This is a genomic window from Rhizobium sp. 10N427 (genome assembly GCF_056394605.1).
Genome location: NZ_JBFTID010000001.1, coordinates 442,522 through 467,135, shown reverse-complemented (window position 1 = coordinate 467,135; position 24,614 = coordinate 442,522). Strand labels below are relative to the sequence as shown.

Sequence of the window (24,614 nt, the reverse complement as noted above, 5' to 3'; positions counted from 1 at the left end):
ATCATGCAGCACTATAAGAAAAGTGCCGAAGCCATTGCCAAGCTCACGCCCGAGCAATACCGCGTGACGCAGCAATCGGGAACCGAGCGGCCCGGCACCGGCGAATATCTCGATAACAAGCAGCCTGGCGTCTACGTCGATATCGTTTCGGGCGAACCGCTTTTTGCTTCTGCCGACAAGTTCGAATCCGGCTGCGGCTGGCCGAGCTTTACCAAGCCGATCGAGCCCGCCAATGTCAGCGAGCTCACCGATATCTCGCATGGCATGGTGCGCACCGAGGTGCGCTCCAGCCATGGCGACAGTCATCTCGGGCATGTCTTCCCCGACGGCCCGCGTGACCGCGGCGGCTTGCGCTATTGCATCAACTCGGCGTCGCTCCGTTTCGTCCACCGCGACCGGATGGAAGCGGAAGGATATGGCGCCTATCTCGACCAGGTGGAGGAAGTTCAATGACGACCGAACGCGCAGTTCTCGCAGGTGGCTGCTTCTGGGGCATGCAGGATCTGATCCGCCGCTACAACGGCGTGATCTCGACCCGTGTCGGCTATACCGGCGGCGAAGTGGCGAATGCCACCTATCGCAATCACGGCAACCACGCCGAGGCGATCGAGATCATCTTCGATCCCGCCAAGATCAGCTATCGCGAGCTTCTGGAATTTTTCTTCCAGATCCATGATCCATCGACCCTGAACCGCCAGGGCAATGACCGGGGCGCCAGCTACCGCTCGGCGATCTTCTACACGAGCGACGAGCAGAAGCGCGTCGCCGAGGATACGATCGCCGATGTCGATGCCTCAGGTCTGTGGCCGGACAAGGTCGTCACCGAAGTGACAGCCGACAGCGATTTCTGGGAAGCAGAGCCCGAGCACCAGGACTATCTGGAGCGGATTCCGAATGGCTATACCTGCCATTTCGTCCGTCCGGGCTGGAAGCTGCCGAAGCGCAACGCTGCCTGATCGCAGCGGCGATCGATGTTTGAGAGGAGGGGCGGCCGGCAGGCTGCCCCTTTTCATATGATCACAAATATTAGCGAAGCCGCTTTTTCGTTGGCGCGAATATTCGGTTCGGGTTATTCGGATTCCAAACGGGATTCGATTCATGGCCAACAAAGATCAAGTTCTCGTCACGCTGCGCACCTACATGCAGGTCAAGCGCGCGCATGACCGGAACCAGGCCGAATATCTCGCGATCCTTCAGGAGAAATCCAGGGAAGAACCGATCGATACCGCCGCGATTGCCGAGTTGACCGCCGCGCATCATGAGCTGCAGCGGCCGCTGATCGAAGAAATGAGCTACCGCTGGCAGGTTCTCGAAGCCTGGTATGATGACATCGAGGTCGATCTCGTTAGCTGGGCGATCCGCAATCCAAAATTTGCAAGCACCGCCCGGGGCTAGGCGGTTCTGTCTCTCCAGCCGGAGGATTTTGGTATTGTTGCGCCTGAAGCAGTTGTGGTATCGCCCTGCTGTGTTCCGGTCTAGCCGCTCAACTTTCACGCTTATTATTAAATACTCATTTAATGCTCGATCGATAAGATCGGCACATCAACGTACGATCCAGAACGCTGACTTCCATCGTGCAGACGAGATTTCGACATGCGGATTAGCACCATCACGAATTGGGCCTATGGCGTCACCGTCGGCCTGACGCTGCTAGCCGGCGGCGCCTTCATCCTGTCCGCACGCAGCGCAGATTTCGAGCGCCGGGCCGTAGTCGAAAGCCAGGTTTTCAACGAGTTGTCCGAGCAACTGGCGATGGCAGCCGAGCAGACGAGCGAGGATGCACGCCTGTTCGTCATGCGGGGCGAAGACCGCCATCTTCAGGCTTTCAGGGGCGATGAAAAGGGCGAGCGGGATCGCGAGCAGGCGATAAAGTCTCTCAAGTCGGCGGCGCTGTCTTCGCGGGAAGCAGCCTTGATCCAGGAAGTGGAACAGGATGGCGAGGCTCTGGACGCGCTCGAGGAGCGTGCCGTTGCCGCCTATACTGGCGGCGACCAGGAAGGCGCGCGGCAAACGCTGTTCGGGCCGGAGCACGAGCGCATCCAGGGCGATCTTCTCACCAGCGTTCGCCAGTTCACCGATCTCGTTGCGACCCGCACCAGCGATGCGCTCGCGGAGGCCAAGGAGTGGAGCGATTTCTGGGGCGCGGTGGCCAAGAGCCTGCTCGGGCTGACCGCGGCGGTTTTCCTCGGTGTGCTCTATTTCGTCCTCAGACGCCGTGTTGCCATGCCGCTGATGCGGATGACTGGCATCGTCAACCGCCTCGCAAAGCAGGATTATGCCGTCGAGGTGCTGCCAGATAGCAGGCGGGACGAGATCGGCGAGATGAATGATGCGATCCAGATCTTCCGCGACAATGGCCTTGAGCGCGAGCGGCTGGACGCCGAGCGGCGCGAGGACCAGCGCACCAAGGATCTCATCCTGCAGATGATGCACCGGCTGCAGGCCTGCCAGCGCCAGGAAGAGCTCGCAGAGGTCGTATCGCTGTTTGCGCCGCAGATCTTCCCGAATTTCGCCGGGCACCTCTATGTCATGAACGATAGCCGCACCGCCTTGAGCTCGATCGGCAGCTGGCGCGAGCCGCGCCGCGCCGGGCCGGCGCTGACCTCGGCGGAATGCTGGGCGCTGCGCCGCGGCCGGCCGCATGTCAGCGATGCCGCTGCGGGCGATATCCCATGCCAGCATCTTTCCCATGCAGAAGAGATGGGGATCTGTGTTCCGCTCTCGGCTCAGGGCGATACCGTCGGCCTGCTTTATTTCGAGGGCGCATCCGACGGCCAGGCTATCGCTGCGGCGCGTCTCTATTTCGAACTGATCGCCGAGAATATCGGTCTCGGCGTTGCCAATCTCCAGCTGCGCGACCGGCTGATGGGGCTGGCGATAAGGGATGGCCTGACCGGGCTTCTGAATCGCCGCTCGCTGGACGAGGCGCTGAACCGCATCGCCCGGGACGGGGCAGGTGATGCGATCGCCATCATGGCGGATATCGATCATTTCAAGCGCTTCAACGACGAATTCGGCCATGACGCCGGAGACGAAGTCATGCGCCGGGTTTCCGCCATCCTCTCGGAAGCGGTCGGTGATGCCGGTATCGTCTATCGCTTCGGCGGCGAGGAGTTCGCAATCCTGCTGACGGGGGCTTCCGAAGACAGCGCACTCGATCTGGCGGAAAAACTGCGGACGCTGATTGCGGCAACGCCGGTGACCTATCATGGCCGCCTGCTTGGCGCCGTCACGATCTCGGTCGGCGCTGCATCGACTGCGCGCGATGCGCCATCCGCGGACTTGCTGCTGCGTGCCGATGCGGCCCTGCTCAACGCCAAATCGAAAGGGCGAAACAGGACGATCGCCGACTGGGTGGAGCGCGCCGCATCCGACAGGCGCCGGGCGGTCTGACGGCTTTAGCTGCACCGCTAATTGGTCAGGCGGCTTACGGATTTGGTGGCGGTCTGGGCAATAGACGAAAAGGCGGCGACCAGTCCATCCATGGTTTCCGGCTCATAGTAATTCGCCGTCGTTGATGCGCAATATTTGAGAAGGTTTTTGCCGTTGGCAGGGGCCATGAAGGCGACGGTGTAGATCGTGATGCCGGCGCTCTTGGCGGCAGCGCATTCATCGCGCACCGACTGGTCGAGCGCCTTGCTCCACTGGTCAGTCATGCCGGTCATTTCACCGTCGGTCATCAGAACGATCACCCTGTCGGAGTTGGCATTGTCCTTCTTCTTCTGTTCGACACTTTCAGTGTCCGTGCCATAAATGTTCTTCTTGATGGTTGTGGTCGCTGTATTCACGGCCGCGGTCGCGTCGGTTCCGCTGAGCGGAGCGACCACGATATTCGAAACGTAGCGCCGCGAATCCGTTGTTCCCCAGGCCATCGCCGATTTCCCCTTGATGCCTGCAGTATAGGAGATCACGCCTGTACGAACGTATTTTGCAGAAGGATCGGATTTGTCGAAGGCATCGAAGAGCGCGGTTGCGGCCTGCTTGAGGGCCTCGATCTTTGTGACATAGACCGGCGGGCCGTAAAGCAGGCAGCCATTGAAGATCGGGATGATGCATGTTGCGCTTTTCAGCGTCGTGGTGTTCTGCGACATCGAGGTGGATTCGTCGACGAGCACTTCCATCGACAGACCGCTTTTGGTGCTGCCGGATCCGCTGGTTGTGTTGCTCGCTGCCGCGATCGTCTTGCTGCTACCGGCAAGGAACGCGATCAGCGGCGTCAACGTCACTGTCGCGGAAGAATTCACTGCAACGGTGAAGGACTTTCCGGTCGCGCTCGTTGTCGTCGTGATCGTCGCATTGGTGGCGTTCTTGATCGCGGTTGCTGACGTGGAACTGACATAATTGGCCATCTGGCCGCCGACGAAGTCTTTCGCCAGAGCCTTTCCGGAAGTCTCGTCGGCCTTGCCATCGGCAAGTGCTGTCGAGACCGCGAGCGCGGCGGAATCGGTTGCTTCCTGCAACTGGCGTTGAGAGAGCATGATGTTGCCGAGATCGATCGCCAGCCCTGCGGCGCCGATGAGCACAGGCAGGACGATCGCGGTCATCATCGCGAAGTTGCCATTGCGGCTGGTGCGTAGCTGCCGCATGTTTTGCAGAAAGCCAGACATCCGGTTGTAACGGCTTATATCCAGGATTGTGCCGTGCGATCTATCCGGGTGCTTAACACAAGCAAAACGTGTTCAAAGAAGCGACCGTCTTTGAGACACGACAATCTTTCGAAGCCGCATTGGCGGATGCACGGTTCGGACTATATCCTTCGGCAGGGTCCATAGCCGGTGATTGGATTGCCGATGTTCGAGACGCTTGCGATACTCATGACGCTCTCCGGAAGTGCGGCCATGCCGGTACAGGCAGGCGCCGGCGAGGTCGACGTCAAGCTCGTGCTGGCCGTCGATACGTCCCGGTCGATGGACTTCGAAGAGGTGCGCATCCAGCGAGAGGGCTATGTCGAGGCGCTCAAGCACAAGGAATTCATCGACGCCGTCAAAGGCGGACTGACGGGGCGCATCGCCATCAGCTATTTCGAATGGGCCGGCTTCGTGGTGCCGGGCTCCGTGCTCGACTGGCATTTGATCGAGACCGAAAGCGATGCGATCGCATTTGCCGATAAACTGGAACAGCGGCCGCTGAACACCCAGAGGCGGACATCGATATCGACGGCGATCACTCAGGGAGCGTCGATGATCGTTTCGAGCCCCTATACAGCGATGCGGCAGGTGATCGATGTTTCGGGCGACGGCACAAACAATGCCGGCAACCCTGTTGCGCCAACCCGCGACAAGGCGGTGGAGGCGGGGCTCATCATCAACGGGTTGGCGCTGATGCTAAGGCCATCAGGGGCGCCGGGCGGCCTCGACAATTATTATGCCGACTGCGTCATCGGCGGCCCGGGCGCTTTCGTGCTGCCGGTCTACAAGATCGAAGATTTCGGCATCGCTGTCCGCCGCAAGCTGGTGCTTGAGGTCAGCGGCCTCAGCCCGGTTCCGGACATCCAGAAGGCCGCTGCACCGCCGAAGAGCGATTGCATGGCCGGCGAAAAGCAGTGGCAGGATTTCTTCGATCGCTGAGGATCAATGCAGGCGTCCGCCGCTATTGACCGTGAGATCGGCCGACGTGATCCAGACACGGCCGTCGAAGGCGACTTCGCCTCTGTCGGTTTTGCCGCTGGCGATCCGCTCGATCAGCCCGAGATGCTGACGCACGGCGTCAATACGCTGCGGATTTGCCGCCTTCAGCGCTTCATCGAGCACGCAGACGGCCTGGCGCGCCGCGCCGTCGCCCATGATGATCAGCGTATGATTTGCCTTGGCGAGAATCTTGCCGGGAAGAGTGACGAGCCGCATCTTACCACCTCGATCTGTTTGCAAATGCCGCCTCAAGAAGAGGCCGCGACTGCCGCCAAGGCTGGTCCAATATGGTTAACGATTGGTTAACGCGTTGGAGCCGACGGGTGCGCGAACAGGTCGCGTCCCATCGGCTTCCAGTGGATTTCCGGGCTCTAGTCCTCGCGGAATGCCCGCATCATCTGGTCGGTGAATGGCTTTGCCAGATAGGACAGCGCGCTGCGCTCGTCGGTCTGGACATAGACTTCCACAGGCATGCCGGGAACGAGCTTGCGGTTGCCGAGCTGCAGCAGATCGGAAGGCTTGATGGTGGCGAGATAGTACGGCCGCCCGGTGGTGCGGTCGGTTGCCGTGGCCGCGGCCACCACGTCAACGGCGCCGTGAAATTCGGGCGTCGTGCGCTGATTGAAGGCCGTAAAGCGCATGCGTGTCGGCTGGCCGGGGGCGATGCGGTCGATGTCGGCAGGCGGCACCTGGATTTCGACGGTCATCTCTTCGCTATCGGGAACGACGGACATCACCGTCGCACCGGCGCCGACGATGCCGCCGATCGTGTGGATCTGCATGTCGTAGATCAGGCCGTCGACCGGCGCGCGCACTTCCATCCGTGACAGGCGGTCACCGGCGGCGACTTCCCGTTCCGTGAGTTCGGCAATCTTGGCCTCCAGCCCGACGATCTCCGTCTGCGCCTCCTTACGGCGGTTCTGATCGAGCGACAGGAGCTTCATCCTGACTTCGCTGATCTCGTTTTCAGTTTCGGCCATGCGGGCGATCAGCTCGCCGCGGGCGCCTTCGATTCGCGCCTTCTGCCGGGCGGCGTCGCGCTGCTGGGTGATCTGAATCAGGCCTCTTGCCAGCAGTTGGTTGGTCTTTTGCAGTTCCAGATCGATGATTGCCTTTTCTTCGTCGTTCGACTGCTGCTGGGCGCGATAGCCCTCCACCTGCTGCTGCAGCTGCGCGGCCTGCAGGCGCAGCTGTTCCTTCTGATTGGCGAGCATGCCGAGGTTTTCGGTAAACAGCTTGGTCTCGCTCCTGGCGAGCGCGACAGGGACGTCGAGCCCTGCGAAGCTGACGGTTTCGGCCCCGTCGCGTTCGGCGGAAAGTCGCGCCATCATCGCCTGCAGTTGCTGCAGCTGGCTGCGGACGATCGTCAGTTCGACACGGGTTTGAGTTTCGTCGAGGCGGAAAAGTACGGAACCCTTGCGGACGGCGTCGCCGTTGCGCACCAGGATTTCCGAAACGATGCCGCCATCGCGGTGCTGGATGACCTTGACCTGTTGCGAAACGGCAACCTGCCCCTGCGCGATGACGGCACCCGAGAGCTTCGCCTGTGCGGCCCAGCCGCCAATGCCGAAGACCAGCGCCCCGGCGAGAAACGCCGAGAGATAGATGCGGCCCGAAATGCCGAACTGCTTTTGTGTTTCTTTCTTTGCCGGCTGCATGTGCTTTCCCCTAGCTTTTCTTTGATTGTGATCAGGCTTGATGCGGAGCGGTGCCATCCGCGCCGGTATCGCGTGCCGCCAGGATGAAGTCCTGTTCGGTCAGTTCGTGGCGGCCGTAGAGAAGGATCTCGAAATCCTCGTCGCGCTCGAAGTCGATGATCGCCTTGACGATGGTCCGGTCGCCGTCCTCGAAGCTCTCGTGATAGAGCATGATCCGGTTCATCGGCTGCTGCGGGCCGTCTGTATCGGGCGCTCCGAACACCAGTCCGCCGATGCTGGCGGCAATCCCGGAAAAATCGATCCGGTCGCCGACGGCGAAGTCGCGGATCTGGTCACGGCCGTCGCCATCGTTGGCGATCGATGCCAGCGAACGGAAGACGAAGACGTCGTCTCCGGCGCCACCGGCCAGGAAGTTGAGGCCATCTCCGGCGATGATGAAGTCCGCGCCGCTGCCGCCGATCGCGGCCTCGAAGCCTGCCAATGTGTCGTTGCCGATATCGATGCCGGTGGCAGTGCCCTGATCTAGGTCAATGATGACGGCATGCACGGCCCCGGCAGCACTGTAGGTGTCGAAGCCGTCACCGCCCTGATAGCTGTCGTCGCCGTCGCTCCGTCCGTTGCGGCCGTCATCGGCGGCGTGGACGGCAACGAGAACGATATCATCGCCACTATCGCCGGAGACGATGTCATTGCCATCTCCACCGGTCAGCACATCATCGCCGGCGCGGCCGGAGAGGCGGTCGTTGCCGTTGCCGCCGACCAGAATATTGGCCGCCGAATTGCCGGAAAGGCGATCGTCACCGGCGCCGCCGATCACGGCCTCGAAGCCTTCGATCGTATCGCGGCCGATCTCCTGACCCTCGGCCAGCTGCGCTTCGAGATCGGCGATGACCTCCTGGACCAGCGCAGCGAGATCGAGCGTATCGAAGCCATCGTCTCCGGAATAGTGATCATCCCCGTCGTCGTCATCATCGCGATCGCCGCTCCGGGCAAGCACGACGAAGGTGTCGTCGCCGTTTCCGCCGGAAATCGTGTCGTCGCCATCCTTGCCGCAAAGGGTGTCGTCGCCGTCGGCACCGGCCAGGATATTGGCGGCATCGCTGCCGGTGAGCGTATCGTCGCCCGCGCCGCCGGTGAGATTTTCGATATCGACGAGCCTGTCGCTGCCGATCTCTTCGCCGCTGGCGGTCCCAAGAGAAAGGTCGGCGGCGACGGACTTGCGGGCGCTGCTCATGTCATAGGTGTCGATGCCCTCGCCACCGGAATAGCTGTCATTTCCATCATGCGCCGTGGCCACTGCCATTCGCGCTTCCTCGCCCGCGAGCCCGGCCTTGATCGTGTCGTTACCCTTGCCGGCGATAACGACGTCGTTGCCGCTGCCGCCGGTCATGGCGTCGTCGCCATCGCCGCCGTCGAGATAGTCGTCGCCGGCCTCTCCGAGCAGGCTGTCATCGCCATCTTCGCCGAACAGCCGGTCCGCGCCGGTGCCGCCGCTCAGCGCGTCGTTGCCGTGTCCGGCGATCAGCGTGTCGTTGCCTGCCTCGCCGAACAAACGATCATCGCCGTCGCCGCCGAAGAGAACGTCGTTGCCGGCACCACCGAAGAGCGTGTCGTTCCCTGCGCCGCCGTAGAGCGTATCGGCGCCGTCGCCGCCGAGGATCAGGTCGTCGCCGCCGTCGCCGGAGATAATGTCGTCGCCTTCGCGCCCATAGATCACGTCGCTGCCGCCGAGGCCGGATATCAGGTCTTCGCCGGGCGTCCCGGTCGTGTCGGCGCCTTCCGTTCCCTGGATTTCATGGGGCGGCGCCTTGCGCAGGTTGAACAGCGCGCCGGTGCGGATTTCGGCCTGACCATCGGACACGTCATAGGTGAAGGTGACGTCACCGATATAGCCGCGCTGCGGCGTATAGAGCCACATGTCCTGCCCGTAGGCGCGGATCTGGCCACTCGATACCGAGATGTCGTTCATGCTGAGCTTGTCGCCATCCGGGTCGTACATATGGGCGAGCAGGTCGTCGAGCATGACCAGCGCCGAAAGGTTCACGAAGCCGCTGGAGAATGTGTAGCGTCCGAGGCTGACCGGCGCCCGGTTCGGGTCCGGGTCGTCCTGGTCATCGGGATTGCGATTGCCACTGGAGGGCGCGCCGCTGGCGGAAGTGCTGCGCGTTGCGCGGGACGGCAGGTCGAGGTGAACGGGCGGGCGCAGCGCTGGAAACTCGAAGCCTTCGCCGGCGTCGATGATGCTGCGCAGATTGTCGTTGGCCGTGCCGCTCAGGACGGTGCGCTCAAGACGCGGCGGCATGTCCGTGACGTAGAACGTGCTGGTGCGGAAACTCAGCCGGACGGCAGGCTGCTGTTCACCTGCTTCCGGAGCGGCGGCCTCGCTCGCGAGCGTCTGGAGAAAGGCGGTGACGTCCTCGATGATCCCGTAATCGTCGTTGGAGGGTTGTTCCGGCTCCTGCTCCTTGGCCTCGGGCTGCTGGTTGCGTGCGCCGGGCTCGGTCTTTGCAAACATCATCGCCAGCGCCGAGAAGGCCGTCAGCGGCATGAAGAACTTGCGCGGTCCGCTCTTGCTCTCTTCCTTCTCGCGGTACTTGTTGATCGGCGCGATCGCTGCCTGCGCATCCGGCAGGCCAAGGGTGAGCTTCTCCTCCATGACAGCGCGCTCCCTTATTCCGCGGCCGTCGAGCGCGGCGATCGGCTGTCGCCGAACGACTTCTCGACGGCGAGCGGCTTGGCCTTGGTCTGCAGCAGCGTTTCCTTGGGGCCGAAGGAGGTGAGCTTTCCGCCCTGCATCAGCCCGACCATGTCGACGGCCTGCAGAGCGCTGGGGCGGTGGGCGATGATGACGACGATGCCGCCGCGGCGCCGGACCGAGAGAATGGCCGTCGTCAGGGCTTCTTCACCCTCGGCGTCGAGATTGGAATTCGGCTCGTCGAGTACCACCAGGAAGGGGTCGCCATAGAGCGCGCGGGCCAGCGCCACACGCTGCCGCTGACCGGCCGAAAGTGCAGTCCCGTTCGGGCCGAGTTCGGTCTGGTAGCCTTCGCGCAGGTGGACGATCATGTCGTGGATGCCGGCCGCCTTGGCCGCGAGAATGATCTTGCGTGGATCCGGCTCCTCGGCAAAGCGGCAGATGTTATCGGAGATCGTGCCGTCCATCAGTGCAACGTCCTGCGGCAGGTAGCCGACGTGATCGCGGAAGAAATCGGCATTCCACTGGCCGAGATCGGCGCCATCGATGCGCACCGAACCGCGCAGCGCCGGCCAGATGCCGAGCAGGCTCCTGACCAATGTCGTCTTGCCGCCGCCGCTCGGGCCGATGAGGCCGAGTGCCTGGCCGGCCTTCAGTTCGAAACCGACCTCGCTGAGCAGCACAGCGCCGGTGCTGGGCGCAACGGTTGTCAGCCCCTCGATCCTCAGGCTTTCCTTTGGTTCGGGAAGCGGGATGAACTCTTCCTTCCCGTTCAGGACAGCCAGCGTTTCCTGGATGCGGTTGTAACTGCGGCGTGCCGAGACGACGCTCTTCCACTGCGCGATCGCCAGATCGACGGGGGCGAGCGCGCGGCTGGTGACGATCGAGGCAGCGACGATGGCGCCGGCCGAGAGTTCGCCGCCGATCGCCAGATAGGCGCCGAGACCGAGGATAGCCGACTGCAGCATCATGCGCAGCACCTTGGAGAGACCCGACAGCGTGCCGCCGATATCGGAGGTCTTTGTCTGGTGCTCGAGGTGATAGCGATTGGCCCGCTCGAAGCGATCAACGGCGCGCTGAGTCATGCCCATGGCATGCAGGACTTCGCTGTTGCGGGTGTTGGAATCGAGCACGGCGTTGCGGGTGACGGCGGCCTTGATCATCGTATGGGCGTGACGCCGCGTCAGCACTTCGGCGAGGATCGTCAGACAGGCGAGGACTGCTGCGCCGCCCAGCGTCAGCATGCCAAGCACCGGATGCAGCAGCCAGACGAAGACGAGATAGATCGGGATCCAGGGCAGGTCGAAAAGCGCGATCGGGCCCTGGCCACCGAGGAAGCTGCGCAGCGTATCGACGTCGCGGCCACGCTCGGCCGCCTCTGCCGTCGAGTAGCCGTAGCGTGGCATTTCGACGACAACCTGGTGGGTTAGCGGCGCCAGCGTTGTGTCCATCTTGGCGCCGAGACGCACGAGGATCTGCGAGCGCAGGATGTCGAAGACGCCTTGGAAGAGGTAAAGGCCGATTGCCAGAACCGAGAGCGCGATCAGCGTCGAGATGCTGCCGCTGGCGAGCGCCCGGTCGTAGATCTGCAGCATGTAGAAGGCGCCGGTGAGCGCCAGGATGTTGATGAGCCCGGACAGGCCGAACAGATAGGTCAGGACGCCGCGCGCCTTGTCGATCTTGTACTGCGGCTCTTTCTTCTTCGTTGCCATGATTTTCCCCTCCGGCAATTCATTCGGCATGCCCCATGGCCGTCAGCGGCCATGGGGCAGAGCCATCGATCAGGAGACACCGTTGAAGTCCGATGCCTTCAAATTGTGGGTGCCCGCGATCATCAGTTCGAAGTCTTCTTCCGGATCGGCGTTGACGTTGCCGCGCAGCACCGTGAAGGCCTCGCCATCGATGGTTTCGTGGCTGACGGCGATCTGGCCGGCGGCGGTAATCGAGCCCGCTTTCAGCGCGAAGCCCTGGACACCGGCGACAGACGTGTTGGCGTCGATGGCCGAGAAGTCGATCTTGTCTCCCGGCTGGAAGCCATAGATCTTGTCGCCGTTGGCCGCTGCCGCCGAGGTGAAGCGGAAGACGTCTTCGCCAGCCCCGCCATCGATGATGTTGACGGCGAGCGACGCGGTGATCGTGTCGTGGCCGGACCCACCGATGAAGTTTTCGAAGCCGTAGACGGTATCGGTTCCTGTGCTCGACCCGGCGACACTGCCTCTGCCCATGAAGCCGTTGCCGAGATCGACGGTGAGGTTGGTGGTGGCCGCTGCATAGTCCAGCGTGTCGTTGCCATCTCCACCCCAGTAGGTGTCGGAGCCGTCGTTGAGCTTGGCGAGGATGAGGTCGTTGCCGGCGCCCGCCCAGACCTGGTCGTCGCCCGCCCCGCCTTCGATGACGTCGTTGCCATCGTCGCCATAGAGCCGGTCTGCCCCTGCGTCGCCGAAGATATGGTCGGCATCGGCGCCGCCGTGCACTTCGTCATCGCCATCACCGCCCGACATCACATCGGCGCCTGCGCCGCCGGTGATCAGGTCGTGGCCGCCTTCACCGCGCAGGATATCGCTGCCGGCTTCACCGACGAGGATGTCGTTGCCATCGCCTGCCAGGATGATGTCGGCTGCGGCTGCACCCAAAAGGGCCTCGCCGGCACCGGTGCCAACAAGCGTGCGGGGCGTGGCCGGAGCCGGGCCTTCGCCGCCGGACGGCTGTTCGCCGTCGTCGTCATCATCGTCGCAGCTGCCGCTGCCTTCCTGCTCTTCTTCCTCCTCCTCGTGGTCGTCGTCGCCGGGACCAACCGGCGGCTCGGAACCATTGGGGCCGACGAAGGTGATCGAGCTGCCGTCACGGGTCATGACCGTGCGTCCCTCGTCATCGACAGTCGTTTCGAAATCGGCCGCAGTCAGTCCCTCAGGAAGTTCGATGACATCCTGCGGGCGCAGCGTGCCGACGATCGTGTCGTGACCGCCATTCGAGCGGAAGACGATGCGGTGTGCCGATTGCAGCGCCGAGATGTCGATGACGTCGTCGCCATTAGTGCCGTCGATGGTGATCGTGTTCAGCGCCAGGCTGGTCTGCGAGAAGTCGCCGATGACGGTGATGGTGTCGCCACCCGTTGTCCCGCCAGTCGGCGTGCCGTCATCCAGCGTGATGTTGCCGACGGTTATCTCCTCGATATTGTCGAGTTCAGCGATCACCGAGGCATTGTCGGTACCGTTGCGGGTGATGACGATTTCCGTCGTCGCCATCAGGCCGGTGATGCCGGCAAGCTCGGCTGCCTGCCGCGTATAGATGCGGAAGGTTTCGTTGCCGCCCTGGCCGGTGCGGCCATTGAGGTCGAATGTGTCGGTGCCGGCCCCGCCATCGACGATGTCGCGTCCATCCGTTGCGCCTGTGTTATTGGCGTTCCAGACGATGGTGTCGTTGCCGCCACCGGCGAGGATGATGTCGTTGCCGGTGCCGCCGTCGAACGTATCACCGGAGTTGTCGCCGATCAGGATGTTGTTGCCTGCCGTGCCGCTGACGTCGTTGGTGTCGCGGGTGACGGTAACGGTCGTCGTATCGGTCGCAGCACCGTCGCTCACCGTGTAGGTGAAGTTGCGCTGCTGTGTGGTCGAGTGCGTGACCGTGACGTCGCCTGCGGGGTTCACTGCGACCGCGAAGTTGGTCTGGTTCTCGGTTGCGCCGGTGATATTGAGAAGGCTGTCGACATCCGTGTCATTGGCGAGCAGTGCCCATTCGGGAATGACGAAGCTGCCAGTCTCTACATTGGTGATGACGCTATCGTCACCGGCGACAGGTGCATCGTTGACGGCCGTAACCGCGATCGTTGCGGTCGACGGATTGCTGTTCATCAGGCCGTCGTTGACGGTGACGGTGATGACGCGTGCCACCGTTCCCGGCTGGTCCGAGCTGTTGCCGAAGGTGATCGCCTGGATTGCGGCCTGGTAGGCGGCAAGCGTGGCAGTCCCCGTCAGTGTGATGGCGATCTGGCCGGCAACCAAAGTGTCGGTCTGGGCGGTGATGCCTGCAGGAAGAGCGCCTACATTTAGCTGGTCACCGTTCTGGGCATTGGTCAGAACGATCCGTGCGGAGACGATCTGGCCATCCTCATCGGTAATCGCAGGACCGGAGGCGATCGCAACCGGATCGCCATTCTCGACGAAGGTCGTCGCATAGTTGATCGATGGCGCCGCCGCAGGGCGGGTGAAGTCGATCGTGACATTGTCGATATCGACGATGTCATTATTGCCGAGTGCGGTGGATGTGAAGCGAACAATGGCCCCGGCGGTAAAAGGACCGGTCAGATCGATGCTCCGTTCTGCAACGTTTGTTGCAAAGTTGATAGTGTCGATCTGGATGAAATTGACGCCATTGGCCGCAAACCAGACGGTCACGGTATCGCCCTGATCGAGTCCGCTTTCGTTCACATCGTAGGTGAGACGGGCCGTCGTCGCGCCTGCAAGGTTGGCGGCGCGCTGCACGCTGGCGCCATTGCCGTTATCGTCGAAGCGCAACGTGCCGCCGGTGACGAGAACATCGCCGCTGGTGGCGCTGTTGTTGTCGCTAGACTCCGTCCAAGGTGTCGTCCAGGGCGTGGTGCCATCGGTACCCGTGTAGTTGGACGGGCTGAAGTCGTCGCGGTATTGGCCACGATCGAGCGTGTAGAGCTGGAGCTGCGGCGGGCTCAGCGCATATTCGCCGTCCGCAAAACGCAGCCGCTCGATGTTGAACAGGCGGTCGGTGCCGTCGGAAACCGGATTGGCAACCGTTTCCTCATCTCCGTCGGGCCCCCCGTCTTCGTCGAAGCCGGTATGAGCGACGGTGATGCTGCCATCCGCATTCTGCGTGATCGTATAGTTGGCGCGGACGTCGGTATAGACGGCCGTATCGATATCGCCCTCTACCTCGCCGTCGATGATCTCGCGGACGATTTCGAGCTGGCTCGGGTTCAGCGTGCGGTCGAACATCAGGTCGCTGAGTGTGCGGCCGTTGAACATTGCGGCGCCGCTGGGCGCAAAGACGCCCTTCGACAGGCCGTCGGACGAGCCGATCTCATTGCCGTTGAGGTCGTTGATGCGGATCCGGACGTTCAGCCAGCGGTCGCCGTCGATGATGTCGTCCCCGGCGAGGCCGGTGATGATGTCATCACCGCCGCCGCCGAGCAGGATGTCGGAAGCGTCAGCGGTATCCATGACGATTGTTTCGGTGACGCCGTTGACCGTGACAGAGGTACGGGCACGGTGGGCGACGAGCTGCGAGAGACCGGCGATCAGGCTGAGGTTCTTTTCGAGCAGCGCGTTCGAATAGCTTTCGAGCGGGCTGCCGGTACCCGGAATGGCTGCGGTATTTTGCAGCTCGGCCCGGGCATTGGTCGGGGCGACGCGTCCGGTCAGGATATCGTCATGGACCCAGCCGGAGAGACCTTCGACAAGATCGAAGCGGTCGCGCAGGATGAAGGCTTCCTGGGTGGCGAAGAGCGGGATGCCGAGATCGGAATTGGCTGCGGTATTGTCGCCCTTGTGGATTGCCCAGTCGAAACCAGCCATGCCGTTGCTGCGCTGGATGCCATCGCCCTGGAACATGATGTCGTCGCCGGATTCGGCGTCGTAATCGGTGTCGCTGCCATCGCCGTTCAGAACGTCATGGCCGATGATCGAGGAATTGAAGAACAGCTCGGAGTTTTCGCCCGACAGTGTGTCGAAACGTCCGCCGCCTTCGATCCAGTCGTTGCCCTCGTTGCCCATCAGGAAGTCGCCGCCGTCGCCGCCGCGGATGAAGTCGTCGCCGAGGCCGCCGAGCACGTGCTTGCCGTCAGGGCCTGCGATGATGAAGTCCTTGCCGTCATTGCCGAAGATCAGCGCCAGGCCGCTGCCGCCATGGATGACGTCGTTGCCGCCTTCGCCATGCAGGAAGTCGGCCGCGCCGATATCCGTGCCGGCATTGGTGATGATGTCGTCACCCTCGCCACCGTGGACGTGGTCGACGCCGTAGCCGGCTTCAAGCGTGTCGTTGCCGCCATAGCCCCAGATCGTGTCATCGCCTTCGCCGGCGATGATCGTATCGTCGTCCTCGGTGCCGCCCATGACGACGTGGTCGCCGCCGTGATAGGCCATGTAGTCGAGGTCGCCGTCACCATCGGTGTCGCGGCGCACGACCAGCGGCGTCAGCGCCTGCAGGATCGCATCGGTGAAGATCGGATCGGCGCCGACCTGCTTCGAGATGTCCATCTCAAGCGTATGGTCAGGCGTCGAGAAGATGTCGCCCGGCAGCGCCGTCGAACCTTCGCCCAGATCGGTATTGCGCATGATGATCTTGCTCAGCGAGTTGTTTTCCAGCTCGTTGAGAAGGTTCAGACCCTGGACGCGGGAGAGATAATAGAAGCGGTCCGATTCCTGCAGGTTCTCCATCTGCAATTCGAAGACGAAGGAGAAGGTGGAGCCGAGCATGCCGCCGAAATCCATCTTCTTCTCGGCAAGGCCGCCGATCCACAGATCGATGTCGTTGAGACCCGTCTCAGCCGTCGCCCAGGCGCCGGTCGAATTCAGGAATTCCAGGCGGTCGGCAGGTGCACCGGCCGTGCCGAGCACGATCGAGGCGGCCGCAGCGCGCTTGGCGTCGAGGGTCGCCGCGCTGGTGATCGAGGAGTGCGTGCCGTAGGCAGCGATGAAGTTGACGATCGACGCGGTGTTCTGCAGGTTCAGCGCGAAATCGGTCCAGCTGACATAGGGCTTCAGCTGCGTGTCCTGACCGGCTGCCTGGTAGAACTGGGCACGTGCCTCGTTCAGCGTCGGCAGGCCGACGTCGCGGCCACGGGCGATATTGAGCGCTGCAAGATCGAGCGGGATGCCGACAAGCTGGTTGCGCAAAACGTCGGTGACGAATTCGTCGATTTCGTTGCCGCCCTGTCGGGACATGCCGCGGATGATGGCACCGGCTGCCTGGTCGTGATTGACGAGCACATTACCGTTGGCATCGACCGCGCCGAGTTCCAGCGGGTTCAGGAAGCCGTCGAACAATGTGATGTTATCGAAGCTGAAAGTACCGTCGGCATTTTCCACGAGACGGTCGATATCCTGGTTCAGCATCGAGTGGCCGAAGCGGTAGACCGCGTGGGCGAACTCGGCGAAGATCGCCGGATTGATGTCGGTCGATGGCTCGAAGACGAAGGCATCGATATCCGGCTGCATCTTGCGGCCGAATTCCTCGAAGACGAGGTGCTGATACTGCATTTCGGTGGTGAAGCGGCCGGCCTGGAACAGACGCTCGCCGTTCCAGACGAGTCCCTCAAGTTCTGCCTCGGTTGTCGGCAGCGTGGTAATCGGCTCAAGCAGCCACTGGTTGATAAAGACCAGGTCGGCGCTGTCGAGGACGACCTGCTTGGTCTGCTCGACGACGCTGTTGTGCTCCGAGTGGAAGATGTGGTGGATCGACGTCAGGCCGATATTCTCGTTACCGCGGCCGTCGCCGGTGATGTAGTGCGCGTCGAGCAACTCATCATCGTAGGCAGTCTGCTGACCGCGGGTGTTGAAGCCGCCGGAATAGCCTACGGCGTCGTCACTGTCGGCCTGCAGTACGCCACCGGCGATGACCGGTACTGCGGCATGGGCGATGTCATCGAGGAAGGCGTGGCCGATTCGGACGGCTCCAGCGGTGCTGACAGGAGCGCCCGGCGTGCCTGAGACAACGATGTCGTCGGCGGTGTTCGGAATGCCGTCGGCGCCGATGCCGGTGATGACCTGCGCGAAGCCGTTGGCATCGGGGATGAAGCGGCCATAGGGATCGGTGCGCAGCAGCGGAATGTTGGTGACATCGGCGTCGGTCAGGTCGATGCCGAGCATCTCGCGAGCCTGTTCCTTGATGTCGGCCCAGGTCGGCAGGCCGCGCGCGCCGTCAAGCAGATGGCCGGTCGCGACAGGCTTGCCCTCATGCATGACATATTCGCGCAGGAAGACCTGATGCGATGCATGCGAGGTATATGTCTGGTTCTGGTCGACCCACGGCGTCGTGGTGTTGGCAGCCACTTCGCCATCGGCATCGCGGCTGGCGCGGGTCAGGACCATGAAATTGGTGTGCGGCGTTGCCGGATTGTAGAGTGGGTCATCCGGTGACAGCGGAATATAGACCGTTCCGGCACCGCCCTTGGCCACGAGGTCGAGGCCATGGTCGAAGAACTGGCCGAACAGCGTGAACATCGAGTTGTAAGGCGCGGAGTCGCCGATATCGGGCGAGACGTTCTCGAAAGTGTAGACGTAGACGGGACTGCCCGCGGCGGCGAGAACGGTGCCATCGGGGCCGACGACATTGGTTGCATGGACGATGGGCGCGCCATTGGCGTCCTGCATCGGTACGCGCGTCGCTGTCTTGCCCTCGTCGATCATGGCCTGGTAGACCATGATGGCTGCCGGGTTGTTGCTGGTCTGATCGACAATCAGATTGGAGATGATGCGTGGATCGGCGTCGACGACGGTGCCCGGGCCGACGGCGCTGGGGGTACCCGGCGCATAGTTACCGTTCGTGAGAACCGTTCCCGGGCCGAATGCCAGCGAGTCGTCATTTTCGTTGACGTAGTTCGGCTGCACCAGCGGCGTGAACGGCTGGTCGGCTGCGCCCCAGGTTTCATTGCCATCGAGCAGGTTGTTGTAGCTGCCGTCGACGGTTCGGAGGCCGTAGGGCAGGAGATGCGCCTGCGGTGCACCGGTGCCGGTCGCGCCGGCTGCTTCGCCGGCTTCGGCGACGAGCGCGGCAAGGTCACCACCGGCCGCATGCTGTTCGGCGATGGCGATCTGCTTCAGGATGAACTCGAGATCGTGTCTTACAAGCGTAACCATTTTCCCCTCCGTCGGCGCGCTGTCCTGGCGCCTGGTTTTTCGCAAACTTGTCCTGTCCGCCGGATCGCGCTGCGAGCCCGGCGGTTTGAATTGCCCCTGATGTCTTCAAAGCCCGCCTTGCAGGGCTGGCTTGGGATGATGCGATCTTGCGGAAAGTTGCCGGGGTTTTGAACGGCGCATGGTCGGACGATGTTTTCGATGTTCGTCCACGGCAAAAGCAGGTCTTCGGTCCTTATCCTTCCGGGAGTAAGGTCCTATGATGAATTGGCCTTTGGTCTGATAGAATTCATACGGGCCTATAGTACAAAAATGGTCTTTTATTTCCTTGGGTAATATTGCAAGGATGATAGCGCTATCGGCCTTGGGGGGACGTTTTGCCGGACGAATACTTAGGCGCCAGAAATGCTGGCGTAGATGAAAGCGTGGAAGCGCCGCGACTGTTTAACCGTATCCTTCGATGGGGCGCCGAGCGGACCCTTTCCACGCAGTTCCTGATCGCCAGCAGCTTGGTTATTCTGATCGCCACGGTTTCTGCGGGCTATCTTACGACGCGGCTGGTTGCCGACAAAGCGCTCAGCGGAAAGGCCGGCACGACGGCCTTGCTGGTTCAGAGCCTGACTGAGGCTGAGGTGCAGGAACTGGGCGCCTCGACGCGCCTTAAGGCCGCCAGCATCGCTCATCTCGACGCGCTTTTCGGCGATGCGGATCTCCAGGCGCGTTTCCCGCATATCGAGATATGGGCGCCCGACGGGACTGTTGCCTATTCCCGGACCAAGCAGATGATCGGCCACCGCTTCAGTTTCCCCGAGGGCCTACAGCGCGCCTTGAAAGGCGAAATTGTTGCCGTCTATGCGGATCTTCATGCCGACGAGCATACGTTCCGCAACATCAATACCGAATATCTCGAAATCTACAGCCCGCTGCATGACCAGGCTTCGGGGCGGATCATCGGTGTGGCCGAGATCCATGAGGATCCGAGCGGTTTTGTCGATGAGCTCGCGCGGCTGAGGGTGGTCACCTGGACGACGGTGGCGCTGTTCTCCTTCGTCGTCATGCTCGGGCTGTTCCTGATCGTCAGGCGCGGCAGCCGGACGATCGAGCATCAGCGGCAGGTTCTGAGCCACCGCGCCGAGGAGGCAGAGTCCGCCTCGAAGGAATTGATGGAGCTGAGGGACACGGCGCGCCGGGCCTCCATGGAATTCGCCAACCTCAACGAGACCTTCATCCGCCGCATCGGCGCCGACCTGCATGACGGCCCGGTACAGCTGATGACACTGGCGATCCTGCAGCTCGACGAGCTGCGCGACCTGACCAAGAAGGATGAGCGCGCAAGGCTCCTCGACGAGACCAGCAAGACACTGGGTGAAGCGCTGATCGAGGCTCGGACGGTCACCAAATCGCTGCTCTTGCCGGAGATACTGCATCTCTGGGCAAAGGACGTGGTGGCCGAAGCGATCAGGCAGCATGAGGCGCGGACCAAGACCAAGGTCGCGTTTGTCTCCAGCGGCACCAATGCCGACCTGCCGCCGGCGCTGAAGACCTGCATCTACCGCTTCGTTCAGGAAGGGCTCAACAATGCCTACCGCCACGCTGGTGGCAACGGCCAGCGTGTCCGATGTCGGATCGACATGCCCGTCATCGCGATTTCGGTCGAGGATGACGGTTTGCCTTCCGGGACCGTGCCGTTTGCGGCGCGCGAGGGCGGAATGGGGCTCTATGGCCTCCGGCAGAGGATCGAGAGCTTCGGCGGCAAGCTTGCTGTCACCAAGCGGCCGGGGGGCGGCATGATCCTGGAGATGGTGCTGGAGCTGCAGCAGGCCGACGCAACTGGCCTATAAGGTGACGGACTATCCGAATTGATAACTGGCTGAAAGCATAGAGATCGAATAGACAGAAATCCGATGAAGTTAACCAAGCATTAAAATCCGTCTTTATGTTTGGCTCTGTTTACTTTAGAGCTATCGGAAAGAAGACGAGGGGGTTTATTCGTCATTATGTCTATCTCGGTCGCATTCGTTGATGATCATCCAATATTGTTGGATGGACTCGTTAATCTTTACTCGGCGAAGGAAGGTCTTCGGGTGACTGCCCGCGGGCAGAACGCCATCGACGCGCTGAAGATCGTCGAGGAGCACCGGCCCGACGTTCTTGTCACCGATCTCAGCATGCCGGGCGATACGCTGGCAGCACTCGAGCTGATCCAGAAGAATTACGAAGGCACCAAGGTCGTGGTCTTCACCGCCACCGCCAATATCGACACGGCGATTCAGGTCCTCAATCTCGGCGTCTGCGGCTATGTGCTGAAGGGTAGCACGGCGCGCGATCTGTATGAGGCGATCAAGACCGTGCATGACGGCAGCACCTTCATCACGCCGGGTTTCGCCACCAAGGTGATCCTGTCGATGAAGACGGCCGAGGTGCGCCGCAAGGCGCAGATGCAGAAGCGCCTGAGCGCCCGCGAGCAGCAGATCGTCAACTACCTGTTGCAGGGCAAGACCAACCGCGAAATCGCCAGCATGCTCGATATCAGCGAGAAGACCGTCAAGCACTACATGACGATCCTGATGCAGAAGCTCGATGCCCGCAATCGCGTCGAAGTGGTGCTTGCTGCCCAGAAGCTGCAGGCTCCCGTGGAGACCGGCGCGCCGTCCTCGATGCTGTTGTCGTAGTCGGCGAGTACAGCTAGCCGAGAAACAAAGACATAAACATATCTTTATGTCTATTGACGTGAGATCCGCGATGCGACATGCTCGTGTCATCGTGGTTCTGCGGACCTTTGGTCCGGAGCTAAGAGGGAATCCGGTGAAAATGCCGGAGCTGCCCCCGCAACTGTAAGCGGCGAGCGGCCGTCCACTCATGTCACTGGGGAAGACGCCCCGGGAAGACGGACGGCAGCGTTGACCCGCAAGCCAGGAGACCTGCCGCGATCGATAACGTCCACGGGCGGGGTGTCCGGTGTGCCGCTTTTGCGACCGGCACGCCTGTGTCCGCGCGCCGATGCGTCATCCCAAGCCTTGCCCACAACCCTCGGGGTAAGGAAACATGAGCATCAAGACTGCAAATCTCGGATTCCCGCGTATCGGAAAGCACCGCGAACTGAAGTTCGCGCTGGAAAGCTATTGGGCCGGAAAGTTTGATAGGGCAGCACTTCTCGACGTCGCCAAGGCATTGCGGGCCGAACATTGGGCCCTGCAGAAGGCCAAGGGAATCGATATCATTCCGTCCAACGACTTCTCCCTCTACGACCATGTGCTCGACACGGCGGTGATGGTCGGCGCCGTACCGGCCGAATATGGCTGGAAGGGCGGTCCCGTCGATCTCGACATCTATTTCGCCATGGCGCGCGGCTCAGTGGGCGCTGAGCACGGCGATTGCGGCCATGCGCATCATCATGAGGGCGTTCCGGCGCTCGAAATGACCAAGTGGTTCGATACCAACTACCACTACATGGTGCCGGAATTCACCCGCGACCAGCGCTTCGCGCTGACCGAAAACAAACCGCTGCAGATGTTCCGGGAGGCAAAGGCGCTCGGCATCCACACGCGCCCGGTCATTCTCGGCCCGGTGACGTTCCTGAAGCTCGGCAAGGCGACGCAGCCAGGCTTCGATCCGATCGAACTGCTCGACCGGTTGCTGCCTGTCTATGCGGGCATCCTCGCGGAGCTCAGCACTGCGGGCGCCGATTGGGTGCAGATCGACGAGCCAGCCCTGGTGCTCGATCTCGCAGACGCTGAGCGGTACGCGCTGACCACGGCCTACAGCGCGCTTCACCAGCTGGTTCCGAACCTGAAGATCATGATCGCCAGCTATTTCGGGGCATTGGGCGACAATCTCAAGACAGCAGCGGCGCTGCCGGTTGCCGGTCTGCACGTCGATCTGGTGCGCGCGCCCGAGCAGCTTGATGCGGTCGTATCGGCGGTGCCTGATGACCGGGTATTATCTCTCGGCGTCATCGATGGCCGCAACATCTGGCGCGCTGATCTTGAGAAACTGCTGGATCGGGTCGAGGCGCTTTCCAAAACGCGTCCAATCGAAATCGCGCCATCTTGCTCGCTTYTGCATGTGCCGATCGATCTTGCTCTCGAAACCGCTGTTGATGCCGAGGTCAGGGGATGGCTGGCTTTTGCCACGCAGAAGCTGGATGAGCTGGCGGTCCTCGGCCAGGCACTTTCGCAGGGGCGCGATTGCGTGACGGATGCCATCGGCAGCTCTTCGAGGGCCGCGGCCGCCCGCGCGGCATCGCCGAAGGTCAATGATCCCGCGGTCAGGCAGCGGATTGCAGCGATCGACGAGACCATGAAGCGCCGCAAGGCCGGCTTCGCCGAGCGCAAGGCGATCCAGCAGACGGATATCCGCTTGCCGCTGTTCCCAACGACGACGATCGGGTCCTTCCCGCAGACGTCTGAAGTCCGCAAGGCGCGTTCGGCACATGCGAAGGGAACGCTCAGCAATGCGGACTATGAGGCTTTCCTGCGCAAAGAGACCGAAGCAGCCATCCGCTGGCAGGAGGAAATCGGCCTTGATGTGCTCGTCCATGGCGAGTTCGAGCGCAACGACATGGTGCAGTATTTTGGCGAGCAGCTGTCGGGCTTTGCCTTCACGCAGCATGCGTGGGTACAGAGCTATGGCTCGCGCTATGTCCGTCCGCCGATCATCTTCGGCGATATCGCGCGGCCGAAGCCGATGACGACTGGCTGGTGGCAATATGCCCAGTCTCTGACGGACCGGCCGGTCAAGGGTATGCTGACTGGACCGGTGACGATCCTCAATTGGTCCTTCGTGCGCGACGATATCGCCCGAAGCGAATCATGCCGGCAGATCGCGCTGGCGATTCGCGACGAGGTCGGTGATCTCGAAAAGGCGGGTGCCAGGATGATCCAGATCGACGAGGCAGCACTTCGGGAAGGCTTGCCGCTGCGGCGCTCGCAGTGGAAGACCTATCTCGACTGGGCCGTCGAAAGCTTCCGCCTGTGCTCGACCGGTGTCGGCAACGCGACACAGATCCACACGCATATGTGCTATTCGGAGTTTAACGACATCATCGATGCGATCGCCGCCATGGATGCGGACGTGATCTCGATCGAGACATCGCGTTCGAAGATGGAGCTGCTGGAGGCATTCCGCAGCTTCGACTATCCGAACGAGATCGGCCCGGGTGTCTACGACATCCACTCGCCGCGCGTTCCCGATATTGCCGATATGACCGGTCTGCTTCTTTTGGCGCGCGAGCGGCTTGGCGATTCGCAGCTCTGGATCAATCCGGATTGCGGCTTGAAGACCCGCAAATGGGAGGAAGTGAAGCCGGCGCTAGTCAATATGGTGGCGGCGGCGCGGTCTTTGCGCGAACGCGTTGCCACGGCAACGGCCTGATCGTCATCGTATTCGAGGAGCCGGCTTTTGCCGGCTTCTCTTTTCCACAGCCAATCCGCATTAATCTTCCGTTATCCACATCACATTCATTTTTTCGGCTTGCGGCACCCGAAACATGAACCATCCATTGACGTACAAATAGACTCGCGTACTATATCTAGTGTTCGAGGTTCCCTCGATTCGCAAGAATCGCGGGCTAAGACGGGAATTCGGTGAGATCTGCCGCAAGGTGGAGCAATGCCGGAGCTGCCCCCGCAACTGTAAGCGGCGAGCATCTGTCCCATTTCGGGTCACTGGGTCATGAAGACCTGGGAAGACCGGGATGAATGTGATGATCCGCAAGCCAGGAGACCTGCCTTGAGCGAAAACGTCCACGGGCGGGGTGTCCGGCTGGCGAGCGATGAGATGTGGGCATGATGCCGCTCTTCGCTTCCTC

At 61.9% G+C, this 24,614-nt stretch carries 14 protein-coding genes and 2 riboswitches; of the genes, 8 read left to right on the top strand and 6 right to left on the bottom strand.

Annotated elements, in window-relative coordinates:
* The first annotated feature begins 3 nt into the window (after nt 1–3).
* The 4 genes from msrB to AC1DIJ_RS01965 all read left to right on the top strand — a co-directional run bounded on the left by msrB (nt 4) and on the right by AC1DIJ_RS01965 (nt 3,393).
* Complete coding sequence (gene msrB / locus AC1DIJ_RS01980; RefSeq protein ID WP_112388654.1) at nt 4–453, top strand: peptide-methionine (R)-S-oxide reductase MsrB; 450 nt, start codon at nt 4–6, stop codon at nt 451–453.
* Nucleotides 450–956, top strand: coding sequence for a peptide-methionine (S)-S-oxide reductase MsrA (msrA, locus tag AC1DIJ_RS01975; protein ID WP_112388653.1), 507 nt, complete (start codon nt 450–452; stop codon nt 954–956). The genes msrB and msrA overlap by 4 nt, the downstream gene beginning before the upstream one ends.
* 142 nt (nt 957–1,098) lie before the next feature.
* Nucleotides 1,099–1,395 (top strand): hypothetical protein, encoded by a 297-nt coding sequence (locus AC1DIJ_RS01970; RefSeq protein ID WP_112388652.1) that lies wholly within the window; start codon nt 1,099–1,101, stop codon nt 1,393–1,395.
* A gap of 198 nt (nt 1,396–1,593) precedes the next feature.
* Nucleotides 1,594–3,393: a sensor domain-containing diguanylate cyclase gene (locus AC1DIJ_RS01965; RefSeq protein ID WP_112388651.1), complete on the top strand. Its 1,800-nt coding sequence runs from the start codon at nt 1,594–1,596 to the stop codon at nt 3,391–3,393.
* Nucleotides 3,394–3,410: 17 nt separating this feature from the next.
* On the opposite strand, the gene AC1DIJ_RS01960 is transcribed toward AC1DIJ_RS01965, so the two are convergent.
* A complete protein-coding gene (locus tag AC1DIJ_RS01960) occupies nt 3,411–4,586 on the bottom strand; it encodes a TadE/TadG family type IV pilus assembly protein (protein WP_310290808.1) in 1,176 nt (391 codons plus the stop codon).
* A gap of 204 nt (nt 4,587–4,790) precedes the next feature.
* Here AC1DIJ_RS01960 and AC1DIJ_RS01955 point away from each other — a divergent pair, with 204 nt between their 5' ends.
* On the top strand, nt 4,791–5,567 hold the full coding sequence (locus AC1DIJ_RS01955) for a DUF1194 domain-containing protein (RefSeq protein ID WP_112388649.1): 777 nt from the start codon (nt 4,791–4,793) through the stop codon (nt 5,565–5,567).
* A gap of 3 nt (nt 5,568–5,570) precedes the next feature.
* On the opposite strand, the gene AC1DIJ_RS01950 is transcribed toward AC1DIJ_RS01955, so the two are convergent.
* The 5 genes from AC1DIJ_RS01950 to AC1DIJ_RS01930 form a co-directional block, all read right to left on the bottom strand.
* Nucleotides 5,571–5,843, bottom strand: coding sequence for a hypothetical protein (locus AC1DIJ_RS01950; RefSeq protein ID WP_112388648.1), 273 nt, complete (start codon nt 5,841–5,843; stop codon nt 5,571–5,573).
* A 155-nt stretch (nt 5,844–5,998) separates the two neighbouring features.
* Nucleotides 5,999–7,285, bottom strand: coding sequence for an HlyD family type I secretion periplasmic adaptor subunit (locus AC1DIJ_RS01945; RefSeq protein ID WP_310290811.1), 1,287 nt, complete (start codon nt 7,283–7,285; stop codon nt 5,999–6,001).
* A 31-nt stretch (nt 7,286–7,316) separates the two neighbouring features.
* A complete protein-coding gene (locus AC1DIJ_RS01940; protein ID WP_112388646.1) occupies nt 7,317–9,941 on the bottom strand; it encodes a cadherin-like domain-containing protein in 2,625 nt (874 codons plus the stop codon).
* Between the two features lie 14 nt (nt 9,942–9,955).
* The gene (locus AC1DIJ_RS01935; RefSeq protein WP_112388645.1) at nt 9,956–11,692 is read right to left on the bottom strand and encodes a type I secretion system permease/ATPase; all 1,737 of its coding nucleotides are present in this window, start codon (nt 11,690–11,692) and stop codon (nt 9,956–9,958) included.
* Between the two features lie 69 nt (nt 11,693–11,761).
* Nucleotides 11,762–18,808: a peroxidase family protein gene (locus tag AC1DIJ_RS01930; protein ID WP_477831165.1), complete on the bottom strand. Its 7,047-nt coding sequence runs from the start codon at nt 18,806–18,808 to the stop codon at nt 11,762–11,764.
* 422 nt (nt 18,809–19,230) lie between these two features.
* Between AC1DIJ_RS01930 and AC1DIJ_RS01925 the strand changes: the two genes are divergently transcribed.
* The 3 genes from AC1DIJ_RS01925 (at nt 19,231) to metE (ending at nt 24,178) form a co-directional block, all read left to right on the top strand.
* Nucleotides 19,231–20,646: a sensor histidine kinase gene (locus AC1DIJ_RS01925; RefSeq protein ID WP_310290819.1), complete on the top strand. Its 1,416-nt coding sequence runs from the start codon at nt 19,231–19,233 to the stop codon at nt 20,644–20,646.
* 156 nt (nt 20,647–20,802) lie between these two features.
* Nucleotides 20,803–21,477 carry a response regulator gene (locus tag AC1DIJ_RS01920; RefSeq protein WP_112388642.1) on the top strand — a complete coding sequence of 225 codons (675 nt, stop codon included), beginning with the start codon at nt 20,803–20,805 and terminating at the stop codon, nt 21,475–21,477.
* Nucleotides 21,478–21,552: 75 nt separating this feature from the next.
* Nucleotides 21,553–21,748: riboswitch (cobalamin riboswitch) on the top strand.
* 102 nt (nt 21,749–21,850) lie between these two features.
* Nucleotides 21,851–24,178: a 5-methyltetrahydropteroyltriglutamate--homocysteine S-methyltransferase gene (gene metE / locus AC1DIJ_RS01915; protein WP_112388641.1), complete on the top strand. Its 2,328-nt coding sequence runs from the start codon at nt 21,851–21,853 to the stop codon at nt 24,176–24,178.
* Between the two features lie 150 nt (nt 24,179–24,328).
* Nucleotides 24,329–24,552, top strand: a riboswitch (cobalamin riboswitch).
* Nucleotides 24,553–24,614 lie beyond the last annotated feature (62 nt).

Bases quoted from the DNA above. Each gene is read 5' to 3' on its own strand.
- AC1DIJ_RS01940 (WP_112388646.1), bottom strand. From the start codon at position 9,941: ATGGAGGAGAAGCTCACCCTTGGCCTGCCGGATGCGCAGGCAGCGATC.
- AC1DIJ_RS01920 (WP_112388642.1), top strand. From the start codon at position 20,803: ATGTCTATCTCGGTCGCATTCGTTGATGATCATCCAATATTGTTGGAT.
- AC1DIJ_RS01965 (WP_112388651.1), top strand. From the start codon at position 1,594: ATGCGGATTAGCACCATCACGAATTGGGCCTATGGCGTCACCGTCGGC.
- AC1DIJ_RS01955 (WP_112388649.1), top strand. From the start codon at position 4,791: ATGTTCGAGACGCTTGCGATACTCATGACGCTCTCCGGAAGTGCGGCC.
- AC1DIJ_RS01970 (WP_112388652.1), top strand. From the start codon at position 1,099: ATGGCCAACAAAGATCAAGTTCTCGTCACGCTGCGCACCTACATGCAG.
- msrB (WP_112388654.1), top strand. From the start codon at position 4: ATGCAGCACTATAAGAAAAGTGCCGAAGCCATTGCCAAGCTCACGCCC.
- AC1DIJ_RS01930 (WP_477831165.1), bottom strand. From the start codon at position 18,808: ATGGTTACGCTTGTAAGACACGATCTCGAGTTCATCCTGAAGCAGATC.
- AC1DIJ_RS01935 (WP_112388645.1), bottom strand. From the start codon at position 11,692: ATGGCAACGAAGAAGAAAGAGCCGCAGTACAAGATCGACAAGGCGCGC.
- AC1DIJ_RS01945 (WP_310290811.1), bottom strand. From the start codon at position 7,285: ATGCAGCCGGCAAAGAAAGAAACACAAAAGCAGTTCGGCATTTCGGGC.
- msrA (WP_112388653.1), top strand. From the start codon at position 450: ATGACGACCGAACGCGCAGTTCTCGCAGGTGGCTGCTTCTGGGGCATG.
- AC1DIJ_RS01960 (WP_310290808.1), bottom strand. From the start codon at position 4,586: ATGCGGCAGCTACGCACCAGCCGCAATGGCAACTTCGCGATGATGACC.
- AC1DIJ_RS01950 (WP_112388648.1), bottom strand. From the start codon at position 5,843: ATGCGGCTCGTCACTCTTCCCGGCAAGATTCTCGCCAAGGCAAATCAT.